The organism is Salinispora sp. CH2A1_6 (assembly GCF_056820975.1).
Genome location: NZ_JBXEDG010000005.1, coordinates 80,395 through 95,634 on the forward strand (window position 1 = coordinate 80,395; position 15,240 = coordinate 95,634).

Genomic DNA, 15,240 nt, shown 5'->3' on the forward strand with positions numbered 1-15,240 from the left:
GCACAAACATTACCCTCCTCCCGCCGTGGGGCCAAATCGCCCCCGACAGAACGCCCTTGAGCAGCGGAAACCTCGCATCGGATCAGCTGGCGGGCAGCACCGGGTTGGTCAGCTCACCGACCCCCTCGATCCGCACGGTGACCGTATCCCCATCCACGAGCGGACTAACCCCGGCCGGTGTGCCGGTCAGGATCACGTCACCGGGAAGCAACGTCATCACATGTGAGACGTACGACACCAGGGCCGGCACGTCGAAGACCATGTCCCGGGTCCGGCCCAGCTGGCGGACCTCCATCTCCTCCGGATCGCGACCCACCTCACACCGGATTTCCAGGTCGGCGACGTCGAGACCGGTGGTGATCCAGGGACCGATCGGGCAGAACGAGTCGAAGCCCTTGGCCCGGGTCCACTGCCCGTCCGCCCGCTGCAGGTCCCGCGCCGTGACATCGTTGGCGCAGGTGTAGCCGAAGACCGCACGGGCAGCGGCGGCCCGGTCGGCCCGCCGGGCTCCGGGCGCCCCAATCACCACGGCCAACTCGGCCTCATGCTCGACCTGCTTCGACAGCGCCGGCAGCCGGATCGCGTCCCGCGGCCCGATCACCGAGGTGGACGGCTTGAGAAAGAGCAACGGCTCCTGGGGCACCTCGGCGCCGTGCTCCGCCGCGTGCTCGGCGTAGTTACGGCCGACGCAGACAACCTTGCTCGGCAGGATCGGCGAGAGCAGACGGACATCGGAGAGAGCCCACCGGGCACCGGAGAAGGTGATCCGTCCGAACGGATGGCCCTCGACCTCAGCGACGGTCAGCCCCTGCGGACCCGCCTCCGGCTCCCCCTCGACGACTCCGAACGACATTCCCTTGGTATGAGCGAAACGAGCGATACGCACCGGGCCAATCTATCCCCGGCCAGGTGCGGGGGTGCAGCCGCAGGTCGGATGCCGCGTGGCGCGCCGCGCAGCCTACGCCATCACCACCCGACCGGGGCCGGCTTCGCCACTTCCTACCGCCCGGCGTGACACCGCCCTAACGTCGGCTCCGGAGGTTCGTTCGTATGCCTGCATCGACACGACACCACGGGGCCCTCGCAGTGTTCGTCTACTGCCTCGGCATCCTCGCCGCCGTGCCGGCTCTACCCGGCCCGGCCGCCGCACAGCCGCCGGCCACCCGACCGCCGGCCCCACCCGCGGCAGCCACGGCGCCCGCCGGCCAGCCGTCCGCCGAGGCCTCCGCGGAGCCGGGCCGACCGTCTGCGCCGCCGGCGCTGCCGAGCCCTACCCAGGCCGCGGCCCCACCACCGAAACCGCCGGTCACCGTAGAGGTCGCATCGGAGAATACCGCCGCGCCGAGCTACCGGATCCAGATCCGCAACGACGGAGACCGGCCGATCACCACCACCGTCCGGCAGGAGCTTCCGCCGGGCACCTCGGCGACCTCGATCACCGACGGCGGCCGACCCAGCCACCACGGCGGCACCGCCGGAACAGAGGTCACCTGGGACCTGCGGCTGCCCGCCCGGAGCACCACCACGCTCAACACCAAGCTCTCCGCGCCACCGGATACGCCCCTGACCGCGCCCGCCTGCGCGTTCGCCGCTGGCGGCGAGCGCCCGTACGACTGTGCGACCGCGACCTGGCAGTCCGCCTCAACGCCGGCGGCGGCCGAACCGGAACCACCGGTGTGGCAGCGGCCGGCGGCCCTCCTCACCGGCCTCGGTGGACTCGCCGCGTTCGCTGTCGGCGGCTGGTGGGCCTGGCAGCGACGGCGACACCGAACCCAGCTCCCACCGCCACACCAAAGGGGACGCGGGACCGTCTATCCGCGACCGGCGGCACCGACCACTCCGGCGCGCCGCCGCCGGCCCTCGACCTGGCTGCTCGTCCCGGTCGCCGCGGTGTTGCTGGCTTCCACCGTGGGCGCGGCGACCTGGACGGCCACCCGGAAGGCTACTGCCGTCGACACCGACTCCCATCCCACCAGCGGCGCCTGGCTCGGCACCGGAGCCGCCGGGGCGATCGGGGAGCCGCTCCGCGAGGCGGCGTTCGAGTTCACCGTCTACCGGATCAGCTGCCAACCAACCTCGACGAGGCACACCTGCGCGGCGACGGTCGGGGTCCAGAACCGCACCCCGGAACAGCAGACCTGGTACGGCCCCCTCCAGCGGGCGTACCTCGCCAACGGCAATTTCGTCGGTACCGACGAGCAGGCGACCCGCCGGGCGAACCAGGGCCGGGACGTGTTCGCCAAGCCACTGGCCGCCGGCAGCCGAATGGTCCTCCCGCTGATCTTCAGCGTGCACGGCCAGCAGCCGCCGACCCAACTCGAGCTACGCAGTGGGGTGTTCTCCGCCGGAGTTCGGGTGGACGTGCCCTGACCTGCTACGCGACCGTGGCCGCGGGTTTACGGGACCGCTCGGCCTTACGGCGCAGCTGGGTGTAGACGCCGGTGAGGCCCATCGCCTTGCGCGCCTCGAAGACGGTCTGCTGCACCGCCTGCCGGGCGCGTTCCGTGCCCTCCACGATCAGTTCGTCGACTCGACCCCGGTCCGCCTCGTAGCGGGCGCGCCGCTCGCGCATGGGGTCGAGGAAGGCGTTCAACGCGGTCGCCAGCTTCTCCTTGACCTCGACATCGCCGACCGTGCCTCCGCGATACCGGCCCTTGAGGTCATCGACCTCCGCCCGGTTCGGATTGAAAACGTCGTGGTACTGGAACACCGGGTTCCCCTCGACCGTGCCCGGCACGTCCGCGCGTACCCGGTTCGGGTCGGTATACATGCCCATGACCTTGCGGCGAACCTCGGCCGGCTCGTCGGAGAGGGCGATGGCGTTGCCGCGGCTCTTGCTCATCTTGGCCCGGCCGTCGGTGCCGACCAGGGTGGGCGTCTCGGCGCTGACCAGGTCGGGGACGGGGAAGACCTCGCCGTAGAGATGGTTGAAGCGGCGGGCGATCTCCCTGGTGACCTCGACGTGCGCGGCGTTGTCCTTGCCGACGGGCACCACGTTCGCCTTGACGCAAAGGATGTCGGCGGCCTGCAGCACCGGGTAGCCGAGCAGGCCGTACGGCATCTCGTCCTTCCCGGCGTCACGGGCCATCTCCTTGAGGGAGGGCACTCGTTCCAGGCGCGGCACGCTGACCAGGTTCTGGAAGAGAGTGTTGAGGTCTCCGACCTCCTGGATCGCCGACTGGAGGTAGAACGTGGCGAGGTCGGGGTCGATCCCGGCGGCGAGGGAGTCGAGGACCATGTCCCGGGCGTTCTGGGTGGCCCGCGCGATGTCGTCCCGGGTGTTCTTGGTGGTCAGCATGTGCAGATCGGCGATGATGAAGAAGCTCTCGTAGCGCCGGTGCAGCTGCACTCGGTTGGCGATGCTGCCGACGTAGTGGCCGAGGTGCAGTTTTCCGGTGGGGCGGTCTCCGGTGAGCATCCGTGCAGCGGTCATGACGATGGGCCTTTCGCGGGAGTGACGGATCGTCGAGGCGTCTCGCCAGTCAGGCGACGGTCGCCTCGCCGATGCGATGGACCTGGGTCTTCGTCGCCTCCCGCCATCGCGAGCCGGCACGGAACCGCAGCCCGCGGGCACGCAGCAGAGCGAGGATCTGGTCATAACGGTCCCCGAGATCTGTCCGGAGGAAGGTCGCCTCCGACCTCCCAGACCGCGATCGGCACGCCTTCGCCTCGCCCCGACCCGCATCGGGTCTTGTCGTCGGCGTGCGGGGACGTGCCACGGAACCACCGTAGACGTCTTCCATGATCAAATTCGATCTATCGTGAGGGTGACTTCCATCGACCCTCGAAGTCGTCAGTTGGCCGCGGCCGACGGCTCCGGCAGGTACGCCTCGTATTTCTTTTGGATCAACGAGTTGTAGACGAAACCCCAGATCCGGGTACCCCGGAAGGTCCAGACCCTGCCCGCCTTGACGTCCACGATGGTGGGCTGGGTCATGACCGCGAAGCCGGACCGCTTGAGCCGGTATGCCTTCTGGGTCAGCGCTGTCGCGGCGGGATCCGCCGCCTCGGTCACGAGCACAGGCAGCACAATGACGCCTGTCTGCACACCGAGCCAGCGGCCTTTTCGTTCCAGTCCCAGCCCTACCGCGTTGTTGACGAAGGACCGCAGATCTCCCTCGACAACCTGCCCCCTCCTCGTGACGACCGTGAAAAAGTGAATCCGGGTCAAGGCCCGAAACTGAGCCCGGTAGCCCACCATCACGGAGTCAGCACCCAGGCGCTCATCAGTCACCGCACACCCGTCGACCACCAGCCGTTGCCGAATTATTTCCACGTAGTCTGCTGGCGCTACCATTTTCGTTCCCCCTCGTTCCGCACCACCGACCGAGCATAGAAGGTTGGCACCCGGAGGACCGATATCCGCCTCACTTCGGAACCCGCAGTTCCTACCTCGCGAGTTCGGCAATGTTCCGGTGATCTTTCGGGAACAGCCTGCCGGCCAAAAGTCGATCGAGGCCCGGCACGCGCATCGCCCGGAATCCCCAGCGCCGAGCCAGCAGCTTGACCGACGACGTCGGCAGGAACCACTCGGTGACCCGATCTCGGGCCGCCTGCTGCGTGGTGCGGATGACCGGCCGCCAGCGACGCTCGTAGTCGGCCAGTCCCTCCTGGACAGACCCGGCGGCATGCAGCCGTTCGGCCAGCAGGTACGCCCCGGCGATCCCCAGTGAGGCACCCTGCCCGGCGACCAGGGACACCGCGTACGCGGCGTCACCGACCAGCGCGACCCGCCCATCGACCCAACGCGCGGCGTCGACCTGGGCGACCTGGTCGTAGTAGACCGCATCCGGCGGAGGACAGTTGGCTACGGCCCGCTCCACCAGGTCGCCCATGCCGGTGTAGGTACGACGGAGCGTCGCACGCGGGTCCTCGGGTAGACGGGCGTCGTCCGTACGGTGCACGGTGAACACCGCGACCCGCCCGTCATCGAGCCCGTAGAGGCCCAGCTGACGGTTGAGGGTCTCGGTGATCACGAACTGGCCCCGAACCTGTGCGAACACCACGGGGTCCTCGAAGACGTACGCCGCAGTGTGCATGCCGAGGTAACGAAGACAGTTGCGCTCGGGGCCGAAGACGAGCGAGCGGACGTGGGAGTGGATGCCGTCGGCGCCCACGATCACGTCCGCCTCGACAGCAGTGCCGTCGGAGAGCTCTGCCCGGTCACCGCTGATCCGGTCGATCGTGACGCCATAGCGGATGTCGACCTGGTCGTTGAGCGATTCACGGAGCATGCGTTCGAGGGCAGGCCGCATGATGCTGGCGTATTTGCCGTCCAGAGCCCGGGCGAAGAACGTGTGGTCGACGCGGACAGTCGTCCGGCCACGGGAGTCGATGTAGCGGAAGGATTCGACCGAACTGGCGACCCGTCGAAGGTTCGGCCGCAGACCCATCGCCGTCAGCGCCTCGTGCCCCGGGCCAAAGAAGTCGATCATATAACCCTGTTCGCGCGGCCCCGGAGCATGGTCGACGATCTGAACCTCCCCACCGTGGTGGTGCAGCCGGTGGGCGAGGGCCAGCCCGGCGATACCGGCACCGCAGATGAGGGCTTTCATCGCTGTTCTCCATTCTCTTCGGTGTTGGTGATTCGGCGCAGAAGCGGAGCGACATGCTCCGCGGACAGGCCCGGGTCGAGGCCCTTGTGCAGGACGAAACCGTCGAAGAGCGCCAATACCATGCTCGCGGCGGCGCGCGGCCTGGGGTGTCCGCAGCGGGTGAGCTCTTCGGACAGCGAGCTACGAAAATCGGCGACCAGGGCACTCATCCCCTGGCGCAGTTCGGGGTCGCGGGTGGCGGCGAGGTAGGTCTCGACGAACAGCAGCGAGGCCGAATCAGCACCGTTGTACTGGTCGAGGTCGAGCAGCATCCGCTCGATGCCGTCGCTCGGGCTCGCGGTCCCGGCAAGGAGCGCCCTGGTGTCGTCGAGCATCCGCCGGACCTCAGCCAGAGCGGCGTGACGCAGCAGCGCCTGGAGCGAGTCGAAGTGGTAGTGCACCAGCCCGGAACGGACGCCAGCCCGCTCGGCCAGCGTCCGGGTACTGACGGCGTTCCAACCGAGCTCGCCGATCAGCTCCCGGGCGGCCGCCAACAGGCGTGCTCGCGCGTTCCGGCCCCGTTCGATGTTGGTCTCACCCACGATGACCCCCTTGGGCGATCGCCTTGGACGTTTGACCAAACACTATCCGTGGCGCGCGGCAGCAGCAACCTCGCCGCCCCAGCATCCGGCTTCGTAAGCGCAGCCCGGCCCGGTAGCAGCAGCGTGCAGTGCGGCCGCACCGCGGGAGACACACCCGGGCCCAACAGCGGGGACGGTCGTACCCTGGGCAGGTGACAGCCGCCCTCCCCGCAACCGGCACCGTGCTCGACCCGGCGACCTGGCAGGCCCGACGCCGGGCGCACCAGGAACGGATCGACGGGTGGCTGGCCCCCCACCTGGCCCGCCGCCGCCGGGGCGAGAAGCATCCGGTGCAGGACTTCCTCTTCACCTACTACTCGTACCGACCGGCCCGGCTCCGCCGCTGGCATCCCGGCGCGGGGGTGGTGCTGCGCGACGCGGACCCGGCCGACTTCGGGCCGGACTACCGCGCCAGCGCCGCCGGTGCCACCCTCGACACCCCGGCGGTACGCGCCCGACGGGCCGATTCGATCACCTGGATCCGGACCCTGTTGGCGGCCACGGCCGGCCGACCGGCGCAGTTCGGCTGCTTCGGCATGCACGAGTGGGCGATGGTCTACCGGCAGACCCAGGACGAGGTCCGGCACAACGCCTGGCCACTGCGGATGAGCCCGGCGCAGGTCGCCACGGTCGTCGAGGAGCGGGGAGTGCGGTGCAGCCACTTCGACGCGTACCGCTTCTTCACCGCGCCGGCCCGGCCGCTGAACCTCCTCCAGCCGACCCGGGACAGCCAGCACGACCTGGAGCAGCCCGGCTGTCTGCACGCCAACATGGATCTCTACAAGTGGGCGTACAAACTCTCCCCGCTGGTGCCGTCCGAGTTGGTGGCGGAGTGCTTCGCGCTGGCGGGACAGATCCGCACCCTCGACATGCGCGCCTCGCCGTACGACCTGGCTGCCCTGGGCTACCCCCCGGTCGAGGTCGAGACGCCACCGGGGCGGGTGGAGTACGCGGCCGCCCAGCGGGGTTTCGCCGAACGGGCCGCCCGGCTGCGCACCCGGCTACTGGACGCGATTGACCGGTGCGACACGTAGTGACAGATGTCCTAACTTAACCGCCAGCGCATGGCCACCGAGATCCGGACCCGCGCCGAGTCCGGGGCAGAGCTGGCCCCACTGCTCACCGCCTTCCATGCCCGGGTCGCCAACCAGACCGTCGGGGAGTGGCAGGCCGTGCTGGACCACTCGAATGCGGACCCGTCGGCTACTGGGGCATCTCGCTGGGCTGCGGGCTCGGCGTGCCGTTCGTCGCCGCCGAGCCCCGGGTCCGCGCGGCGGTCCTCGGCCTGGGTGGAGCCACGGCCCCGGCGCTCCGCGAAGCCGCCGCACAGATCACCGTACCGATCGAGTTTCTGGTCCAGTGGGACGACGAGCTGGTGTCTCGCGAGCAGAGTGTGGCCCTCTTCGACGCGTTCGGCTCCGCCGAGAAGACCCTGCATGCCAATCCGGGCCGGCACGGTGACCGGCTCCCCGCACACGAGTTGGACAGCGCGGTCCGGTTCTTCACCCGGCACCTGACGGCGCCGGTGACCGGCGCCGCCGAATCATTGCCACCCGCTGGCCGATCAGACTGATCCGATCAGTCGCCGTCGACGCGGCGGTCCCGCTTGCGCTGGGACCGCCGCTTCTTCTCGGCCAGGCGCCGCTCCTTGGCGGCGCGGGAGGGCCGGGTCGGGCGACGACGCTTCGGCGGCGGTGCGATCGCCGCGCGGAGCAGCGCGGCCATCCGTTCCCGGGCGGCCTCCCGGTTGGCGAGTTGGGCGCGGTGCTCGCTGGCGGTCACGGTGAGGACGCCGTTGACGAGTCGCCCGGCGAGGCGGTCGAGGGCCCGGGCGCGCAGCGGCTCCGGTAGCCCCGGTGAGGCGGCCAGATCGAAGCTCAGCTCCACCCGCGAGTCGGTCGTGTTGACCCCCTGACCACCGGGCCCGGACGACCGGGAGAAGCGTTCCCGCAGCTCGGCCTCAGGCACTACCCACCGATCGTGCACCCGCAGCCCACTGTCCACGCTCCGAGGCTAGCGCCTGGGCCCCGGGGCGCACCGGGCAGGCGGGTACCCGGGGCAGGCGGAGTCGTTCCGGGCCGGCCCCGCAGACCTCAGCCCCCCTTACCGATGATCGTGTCGGCGGTCTGCTGAACCTGATCGATGGGGATGGCGAAACCGATCCCGATCGAGCCGTTGCCGTCGATCGTGGCGATCGCCGTGTTCACTCCGACCACCTCACCGCGCGCGTTCACCAGCGGCCCGCCGGAGTTCCCCGGGTTGATCGAGGCATCGGTCTGCACCGCCGTGTGCCGGTTGTCGCCGAGGCGCACCTGCCGGTCCACGGCGCTCACGATGCCGGCGGTCACCGTGCCGGCGAGGCCGAGGGGCGAGCCCACTGCCAGCACCGGCTCACCGACCCGGGTCGTCCCCGGCTTGGCCAGCGGCAACGCCGTCAGCCCCGCGGACGACGGTATCCGCAGCACCGCGAGGTCACTGCGGGGCTCCCGGCCCGCCACCTCGGCGGCGAACCGTCGCCCGTCCGGCAACTCCACCGTCACCGAACCGCTTCCCCCCTTCGCCAGGATGTGATCGTTGGTGATGATGTGCTGCTGGTCGTCAACCGCGAAACCGGAGCCGGTCGCGGAGGCGCCATCGGCGCCAGCGGCCAGCACCGAGACCACCCCCGGGACGGTCTGCTCGGCGGCGGTCACCAGCTCCGCCGGCACCGGCGCAGCCGAGGCGGAAGCTGCCCCGGGCGGCCCGTCCTGGCTCGCCACCAAACCACCGGCCGCGGCGCCGGAGACACTGGAGATGGCCACCAGCGCCAACCCGAGCAGCAGTCGGTGCTGCCAGCGACGCACCCCGCCCGCCCGGGCCAATCCGGACTCGCCTGGCCGCGGCCGCCCGTCCGGGCCCAGCTCGGGCGAGATGAACCAGGGGCCACGCGGTTCGCCCAGCCCGCTCTGCACTGCCATACGTACGCTCCTCGTGTCGATCGGCCACCTGCACCCAGCCACCCGCGGGCTCAGGGCAGGCGGGAGAACCAACGCATTGAGCCGGCCGCCGCTCCCAGCGCGAAGACCAGGCTGAGCCCGATGAACCGGGCTGAGACGTCCTGTCGCTTGGTGCGGTACCCCACCGAACTGCCGATGTCGTCGTATACCGCGCGCAACTCCTCGACGCTGACCGCCTCGTGGAACTGTCCGCCGGTCTCCCGGGCGACGGCGTCGAGGGTCTGCCCGTCCACCGGTACCTGGATCGGCCGACCGCCCCGGTCCACATAGCCGGAGGCGGTGCCGAAGGCGATGGTGTGCACGGGCACCTCCATCTCCACCGCGTCGGCCGCCGCCTCCATCGGGTCCATCCCGGAGGTGTTGGCCCCGTCGGAGAGCAGCACGACTCGAGCCGGCGGCGGGTCCGTCGCCGCCTCACCGTCCAGCGCCTTCACCGCTCCGAGCGAGGTGTTGATCGCTTCTCCGATCGCGGTGCCCTGCACCCCCGTCGCCCCCTCGACCAGCCGATCGATCCCCTCGTCCAGCGCCTCCCGGTCGGTGTCGGGCGGCACCAGGACAGCGGCGCTGCCAGCGAAGGCGACCAGACCCACGTTGAACTCGTCGGGGAGACCGTCCACGAAGCGACGGGCCGACTCCTTGGCGGCGGTGAGCCGGTCCGGCTCCACGTCCCCGGCGAGCATGGAGGTGGAGACATCCACCGCCACCATCACGGTCGCCCGTTCCCGGGGAACCCGCACCTCGGCGGTGGGCCGAGCGAAGCCGACCACCAGCAACGCCAGCATCGCCAGGAAGAGCCCGGCTGGCACGTGCCGGCGCCAGGCCGGTCGCTGTGGTGCCACCCGGTCCAACAGCCGCAGGTTCGTGAACCGCACCGCGTACCGGCTTCGGCGGCGCTGTAGCAGGGCGTAGCCGGCGGCCAGTCCGAGCACGGCGAGCAGCAGCCACAGCCGGGTCGGCGAGAGCCAGATCACCCGCGACCTCCCCTCCCGGCCGGGACCGGGACGGTCGCCAGCCGGCGTTGTTGGTGCACGTGCCGCACGATGTCGGCGACCCAGTCCCGGTCGGTCCGTAGCGGCAGGTGCGCCGCACCGCACCGGCGGAGCGCCTGGCGTACCTGATCGCGCTGGGCGGCGGCCGCCGCGGCGTACCGCTGGCGCAGCCGAGGGTCGCCGGTCCAGATCTCACGCCGCCGGCCGCTCTCCGGGTCAACCAGGGTGACCAGGCCAACGTCGGGCAGCTCCCACTCCCGCGGGTCGGTCACCTCCACCGCGAGCACCTGGTGCCGAACGGCGAGCCGCCGCAGGAGCTGTTCCCAGGGAGCGGGCTGCCCGGGCGATTCGGGCAGGCCGTCCAGGAAGTCCGAGATCACCACCACGAGCCCGCGCCGGGTGGCTACCCGGCGGACACCGTCCAGCGCGGTGGCCAGGTCGGGGGGCGCGAGCGGCGCGGTGTCCTGGTCGTACCCGCCGTGCCGGGGAGCAGCCAACAACGTGCGAAGCAGCCCGAAGAGATGGGTACGGCCGCTGCCGGGGGCGTGGCGGCGGAGCCCGGTCGGGGTGAGCACCGACGCGCCGAGCCGGTTACCCACCCCGGCGGTGAGGAAGCCCACCGCCGCGACGGCGGCTACCGCGAGTTCCCGCTTGTCCAACTCGGCCGTGCCGTACTCCATGCTGACGCTGGCGTCTACCAGGAGCCAGGTGGTGAGTTCCCGGTCGGCGTCGAGCTGACGCACGTGCGGCACGGTGGTCCGCGCGGTCACCGCCCAGTCCATCCGGCGGACCTCGTCCTCACCGGGCCGGTACTCCCGACTGCCGGCCGGTTCGCTGCCCGGCCCGGGGAGCAGTCCCTGGTACTGGCCGTGCAGCAGGCCGTCGAGCCGCCGGGTCACCGCCAGCTCGAGCCGGCGGAGCCGCCGGTCCCCGGCCAGGTCGGCCAGGCCGGGGTCCGGCGGCACCGGGCCAGCGGGCCGCCCGCGCCACCTCACGCCGCCGCCAGGTGGGGCGCGGCCTCGGTCACCCCGGCGACCCGAGGCGGCGGTACCGCGTTGACCAGCCGCCGGATGACCGACTCGGCCGACACCCCGTCGGCGACCGCGTCGAAGGAGAGGACCAGCCGGTGGGCGAGCACATCGGGCGCCAACTCGCGGACGTCTTCGGGCAGCACGTACTCCCGGCCGCGCAGCAGGGCCTGGGCTCGGGCGGCGGCGACCAGGCCAAGGGTGGCGCGGGGACTCGCCCCGTAGGCGAGCAGCGGGGCGACGTCGGGCAGGCCGAACCGGACCGGGTCCCGGGTGGCCAGGATCAGCCGGACCACGTACTCGGCAAGCGCGTGGTGCACGAAGACCCGGCTCGCCCGGGCCTGGAGGTCGAGCAGCCGTTGCGGGTCGAGTACCGGCTGGGGCGTCGGCCGGTCGCTGCTCATCCGGTAGAGGATGGCGAGTTCGTCGGCGTCGCTCGGGTAGTCCACCGTCACCTTCATCAGGAACCGGTCTCGCTGCGCCTCCGGCAGCTGGTACACCCCCTCGGACTCGATCGGGTTCTGGGTGGCCAACACCAGAAACGGCGCCGGGACCTCCCAGCTCCGCCCGCCGATCGAGACCTGGCGTTCGGCCATCGCCTCCAGCAGCGCGGACTGCACCTTCGCCGGAGCGCGATTGATCTCGTCGGCGAGGACCAGGTTGGCCATGACCGGACCCAGCTCGACATCGAACGTCTCCCGGGATGCCCGGTAGACGCGGGTGCCGACGATGTCGGAGGGAACCAGGTCGGGAGTGAACTGAATGCGGGAGAAGCTGCCGCCGACGACGGTGGCGAGGGTCTGCGCGGCAAGTGTTTTCGCGACGCCGGGTACCCCTTCCAGGAGGCAGTGTCCGTCGGCGACGAGCGCGGTGAGTAGGCGTTCCACGAGCTGGTCCTGCCCAACGATCACGCGCCGGACCTCGGCGAGAGTCTGTCGTAGCTCGGTGCCAGCTGTGTCGGGATCGACCGAGCTGGGCTCGGGGGCCAGGGTGTCCGAGATGTCCGTCACGGTGCTTGCTTCCCGCGCCAACCGTCAGCAAACGTCGGACTTACCGCACTGGATATCCCACTAGCGACGATTCCCCTCGATACTGGACAAAAACCAATGGAACGCTGAAGGCCTTCGGCAGCTTCGGCGCCGGGTTGGGCGGGCCGGCGTGCCCTAGGCTGCGGTCGTGGCGGAAACAGGTACCCCCTTTCGGCGGCCGACAGCTTTGACCGTGGCCAGTTGGCTGGCCGTAACACCGGGTGTCGCCTGGGCGGCCGTCCGCCTGCTCGGCCTCGACCACGGGCCCCTCGTCCAGCTACTGGCCTTCACCCCGTACGCCGCCGCGGCCAGCCTGCTGCCCCTGATCCTGCTCCTCGCGTTGCGCCGCTGGCGGCCGGCGGTGGTGGCGGCGGTGACGACCGTGGCGCTGGTCGCCGTGGTGGCACCGCGGACGTTCCCGTCCACCCCGCCAGCCGTCACCGGCCCGCCGGTACGGCTACTGACCGCCAACCTGCTGGCCGGCTCCGCCGACGCCGAGGCGCTGGTTGACCTCGTCCGACGGCACTCGGTGGAGGTCTTGGCCGTGCAGGAGTTCACCCCGACGATCGCGGCCGAGTTGGACCGCCTCGGGCTCGACCAGCTCCTGCCATACCGGGAACTACACCCCATTGAGGGGACCCCCGGCTCCGGGCTGTACGCGCGCTACCCGATCCGCGCGGGCGGCGTCCGGCACAGCAGCAACGGCTGGGGCTTCCGCCAGGCCTACGGAACCGTCCTCGTCCCGGCGGCACCGCCGGTCCAGGTCGAGTCGGTGCACCCCTCCGCCCCGTACGCGCTCGACCAGGTCGGAAACTGGCGCCGGGACCTCGCCGCCCAGCCCCCCGCCACCCCGGACGGACAGCTCCGCATCCTCGCCGGGGACTTCAACGCCACCCTCGACCACGCCCCGCTGCGCGCCCTGCTGGACACCGGGTACGTGGACGCGGCGGACGCTGCCGGGACCGGGCTCACCGGCACGTGGGGGCCGTACGACGGGGACCTGATTCCACCGGTCACCATCGACCACGTACTGGTGGACCGGCGGATCGCGGTCCGGTCCACCACGGTGTACGGGATCCCGGGCAGCGACCACCGCGCGGTCTTCACCGACCTTCGTCTCCCGCCGGCCGGTTGAACCCGGACCGTCCGCCCCGGGCCTGGTCCAGCCCGTAGGTCAGGGAGTCGACCAGCGCGTCCCAGCTCGCCTCCACCACGTTGGGGTGCACGCCCACCGTGGTCCAGTCCCGACCGGCACGGTCCGACGTCTCCACCAGCACCCGGGTCACCGCCCCGGTGCCGTGACTGCCCGCCAGAATCCCCACCTTGTAGTCGGCCAACTCAAAGTCGCGCAGCTCGGGGTAGTGCGTGACCAGACCAGTGCGCAGCGCCTCGTCGAGCGCGTTGACCGGGCCGTTGCCCTCCGCGGTGGCGATCACCCGCTCGCCGCGTACCCGGACCTTGACGGTCGCCTCGGAGACCACCGCGCCGTCCTCACGGTGCTCGACCAGAATCCGGTAGGACTCAAGCGTGAATGGTCGGGGCGGCGCCGCGTCCGGCAGCTCGGAGCGGACCAGCAGCTCGAACGAGGCGTCGGCGGCCTCGAACGACCAGCCCTCGGCCTCCAGTTCCTTGACCCGCTTGGCGACCCGGTCCAGCGTCTCCGGGTGGTCGGCCAGCTCGAGGCCCAACTCCCGGCTCTTGAGTTCGATGCTGGCCCGGCCGGCCATCTCGGTGACGAGGATGCGCATCCCGTTCCCCACCAGCTGCGGGTCCACGTGGTTGTAGAACAACGGATCCACCTTGATCGCACTCGCGTGCAGCCCCGCCTTGTGGGCGAAGGCCGCCGCCCCGACGTACGCCTGATGGTCGTCGGGGACGATGGTGGCGAGTTCGGCGATGCCGCGGGACACCCGCACCATCTGCTCCAGACAGCCCTCGGGTAGGACCGGCAGACCGAGCTTGAGTTGCAGGTTCGCCACCACGGCGAAGAGGTCGGCGTTGCCGGGTCGCTCGCCGTACCCGTTGGCGGTGCCCTGCACGTGCCGCACGCCCGCCTCCACCGCGGCGATGGTGTTGGCGACCGCGCAGGCGGTGTCGTCCTGGGTGTGGATGCCGAGCTGCTCGGCCGCCACCCCGAGCCGGGCGGTGAGGTCGACGATCACGGCGGTGACCTGGGAGGGGAGCATGCCACCGTTGGTGTCACAGAGCACGAACCGCTCGGCGCCGGCGCCGAGTGCGGCCTCCACCACCGACGAGGTGAACCCGGGGTCGTCGCGGTAGCCGTCGAAGAAGTGCTCCCCGTCGACGAAGACCCGCCGCCCCTGCGCCACCAGGTGCGTCACGGTGTCGTGGACCATCGCCAGGTTCTCGTCGGCAGAGGTACGCAGTGCCCGCTGCACGTGCCGCAGATCGGCCTTGGCGACCAGCGTGACCGCGGGGGTCTCGGCGGCGAGCAGGTTGCGCACCTGCGGGTCGTCGTCAACCTGCCGGCCGGCGCGCCGGGTGGCGCCGAACGCCACCAGCACCGCGTGACGCAGGTCGAGTTCGGTACGGGCCCGGCGGAAGAACTCGGTGTCCTTCGGTACCGCGCCCGGCCACCCGCCCTCGATGAAGCCCACCCCGAACTCGTCGAGGAGCCGGGCCACCGCGAGTTTGTCGGCCACCGAATAGCTGAGCCCCTCGCGCTGGGCGCCGTCGCGCAAGGTCGTGTCGTAGACCTGGAAGGTCATGAGGAATCCTCTCTGCGGCAACAAAAAGACCCCCCACGAACGTGGGAGGTCTGCGCGCTCGGCGGACGGGAGGCCGGCGCGCTAGTTGCCAATAATGCGGACGGTACGGTTCACGAACCTCACTCTGCCAGCCGTGGGCCCGTCGGGCCGGCCGAATCCGCATTCCGGGACGACTTTCGGAGATCGTCGATGTCGACCCACACGAACGACACACCGCGCACGAACGGCCTTCCCCAGCTGGTTCCGCGGGGCAGCCCTCCCCCGCCCCGGTCAGCGTGGCGGCGGTGGTGGCGGT

Annotated in this window: 15 protein-coding genes and 1 pseudogene; 4 read left to right on the top strand and 12 right to left on the bottom strand. The window is 71.0% G+C overall.

Annotated features, from left to right (window positions below):
- Positions 1-82: 82 nt before the first annotated feature.
- Positions 83-886, bottom strand: a complete 804-nt coding sequence (locus AC1UKG_RS11585) for a fumarylacetoacetate hydrolase family protein (RefSeq protein ID WP_080636036.1) — start codon at positions 884-886, stop codon at positions 83-85.
- A 164-nt stretch (positions 887-1,050) separates the two neighbouring features.
- On the opposite strand from AC1UKG_RS11585, the gene AC1UKG_RS11590 reads away from it, so the two are divergent.
- Positions 1,051-2,370, top strand: a complete 1,320-nt coding sequence (locus AC1UKG_RS11590) for a hypothetical protein (RefSeq protein WP_026271201.1) — start codon at positions 1,051-1,053, stop codon at positions 2,368-2,370.
- A gap of 4 nt (positions 2,371-2,374) precedes the next feature.
- Here AC1UKG_RS11590 and trpS read toward each other — a convergent pair whose 3' ends face one another.
- The 5 genes from trpS to AC1UKG_RS11615 all read right to left on the bottom strand — a co-directional run bounded on the left by trpS (position 2,375) and on the right by AC1UKG_RS11615 (position 6,136).
- Positions 2,375-3,433, bottom strand: a complete 1,059-nt coding sequence (trpS, locus tag AC1UKG_RS11595) for a tryptophan--tRNA ligase (protein WP_482641748.1) — start codon at positions 3,431-3,433, stop codon at positions 2,375-2,377.
- A 49-nt stretch (positions 3,434-3,482) separates the two neighbouring features.
- Positions 3,483-3,719 (bottom strand): hypothetical protein, encoded by a 237-nt coding sequence (locus AC1UKG_RS11600; protein ID WP_026325179.1) that lies wholly within the window; start codon positions 3,717-3,719, stop codon positions 3,483-3,485.
- Between the two features lie 74 nt (positions 3,720-3,793).
- Positions 3,794-4,297, bottom strand: coding sequence for a hypothetical protein (locus AC1UKG_RS11605; protein WP_033662606.1), 504 nt, complete (start codon positions 4,295-4,297; stop codon positions 3,794-3,796).
- A 91-nt stretch (positions 4,298-4,388) separates the two neighbouring features.
- Positions 4,389-5,555 (bottom strand): FAD-dependent monooxygenase, encoded by a 1,167-nt coding sequence (locus tag AC1UKG_RS11610; protein WP_018743058.1) that lies wholly within the window; start codon positions 5,553-5,555, stop codon positions 4,389-4,391.
- The gene (locus tag AC1UKG_RS11615; protein ID WP_018743057.1) at positions 5,552-6,136 is read right to left on the bottom strand and encodes a TetR/AcrR family transcriptional regulator; all 585 of its coding nucleotides are present in this window, start codon (positions 6,134-6,136) and stop codon (positions 5,552-5,554) included. Before AC1UKG_RS11615 ends, AC1UKG_RS11610 begins: the two co-directional genes overlap by 4 nt.
- Positions 6,137-6,327: 191 nt before the next feature.
- Between AC1UKG_RS11615 and AC1UKG_RS11620 the strand changes: the two genes are divergently transcribed.
- Both AC1UKG_RS11620 and AC1UKG_RS11625 read left to right on the top strand, forming a co-directional pair.
- Entirely contained in the window at positions 6,328-7,209 is an 882-nt protein-coding gene (locus AC1UKG_RS11620; protein WP_482641749.1) for a 3-methyladenine DNA glycosylase, read from the top strand.
- 24 nt (positions 7,210-7,233) lie between these two features.
- Positions 7,234-7,748 (top strand): annotated as a pseudogene (locus tag AC1UKG_RS11625) (alpha/beta hydrolase); the annotation flags it as partial.
- Between the two features lie 5 nt (positions 7,749-7,753).
- Here AC1UKG_RS11625 and arfB read toward each other — a convergent pair.
- The 5 genes from arfB to AC1UKG_RS11650 all read right to left on the bottom strand — a co-directional run bounded on the left by arfB (position 7,754) and on the right by AC1UKG_RS11650 (position 12,198).
- On the bottom strand, positions 7,754-8,179 hold the full coding sequence (gene arfB, locus AC1UKG_RS11630) for an alternative ribosome rescue aminoacyl-tRNA hydrolase ArfB (protein WP_018220777.1): 426 nt from the start codon (positions 8,177-8,179) through the stop codon (positions 7,754-7,756).
- Between the two features lie 89 nt (positions 8,180-8,268).
- Positions 8,269-9,132 (bottom strand): trypsin-like peptidase domain-containing protein, encoded by an 864-nt coding sequence (locus AC1UKG_RS11635; protein ID WP_018743053.1) that lies wholly within the window; start codon positions 9,130-9,132, stop codon positions 8,269-8,271.
- A gap of 50 nt (positions 9,133-9,182) precedes the next feature.
- Positions 9,183-10,142: a VWA domain-containing protein gene (locus AC1UKG_RS11640; protein ID WP_018743052.1), complete on the bottom strand. Its 960-nt coding sequence runs from the start codon at positions 10,140-10,142 to the stop codon at positions 9,183-9,185.
- Positions 10,139-11,125, bottom strand: a complete 987-nt coding sequence (locus AC1UKG_RS11645) for a DUF58 domain-containing protein (RefSeq protein WP_018743051.1) — start codon at positions 11,123-11,125, stop codon at positions 10,139-10,141. The genes AC1UKG_RS11640 and AC1UKG_RS11645 overlap by 4 nt, the downstream gene beginning before the upstream one ends.
- A gap of 26 nt (positions 11,126-11,151) precedes the next feature.
- Positions 11,152-12,198: an AAA family ATPase gene (locus AC1UKG_RS11650; protein ID WP_018743050.1), complete on the bottom strand. Its 1,047-nt coding sequence runs from the start codon at positions 12,196-12,198 to the stop codon at positions 11,152-11,154.
- A 211-nt stretch (positions 12,199-12,409) separates the two neighbouring features.
- Between AC1UKG_RS11650 and AC1UKG_RS11655 the strand changes: the two genes are divergently transcribed.
- Positions 12,410-13,351 carry an endonuclease/exonuclease/phosphatase family protein gene (locus AC1UKG_RS11655; RefSeq protein WP_018743049.1) on the top strand — a complete coding sequence of 314 codons (942 nt, stop codon included), beginning with the start codon at positions 12,410-12,412 and terminating at the stop codon, positions 13,349-13,351.
- Here the strand turns inward: AC1UKG_RS11655 and cimA are convergent.
- A complete protein-coding gene (cimA, locus tag AC1UKG_RS11660) occupies positions 13,320-14,945 on the bottom strand; it encodes a citramalate synthase (RefSeq protein ID WP_018743048.1) in 1,626 nt (541 codons plus the stop codon). The two genes, AC1UKG_RS11655 and cimA, sit on opposite strands and share 32 nt — an antisense overlap.
- Between the last annotated feature and the right edge of the window lie 295 nt (positions 14,946-15,240).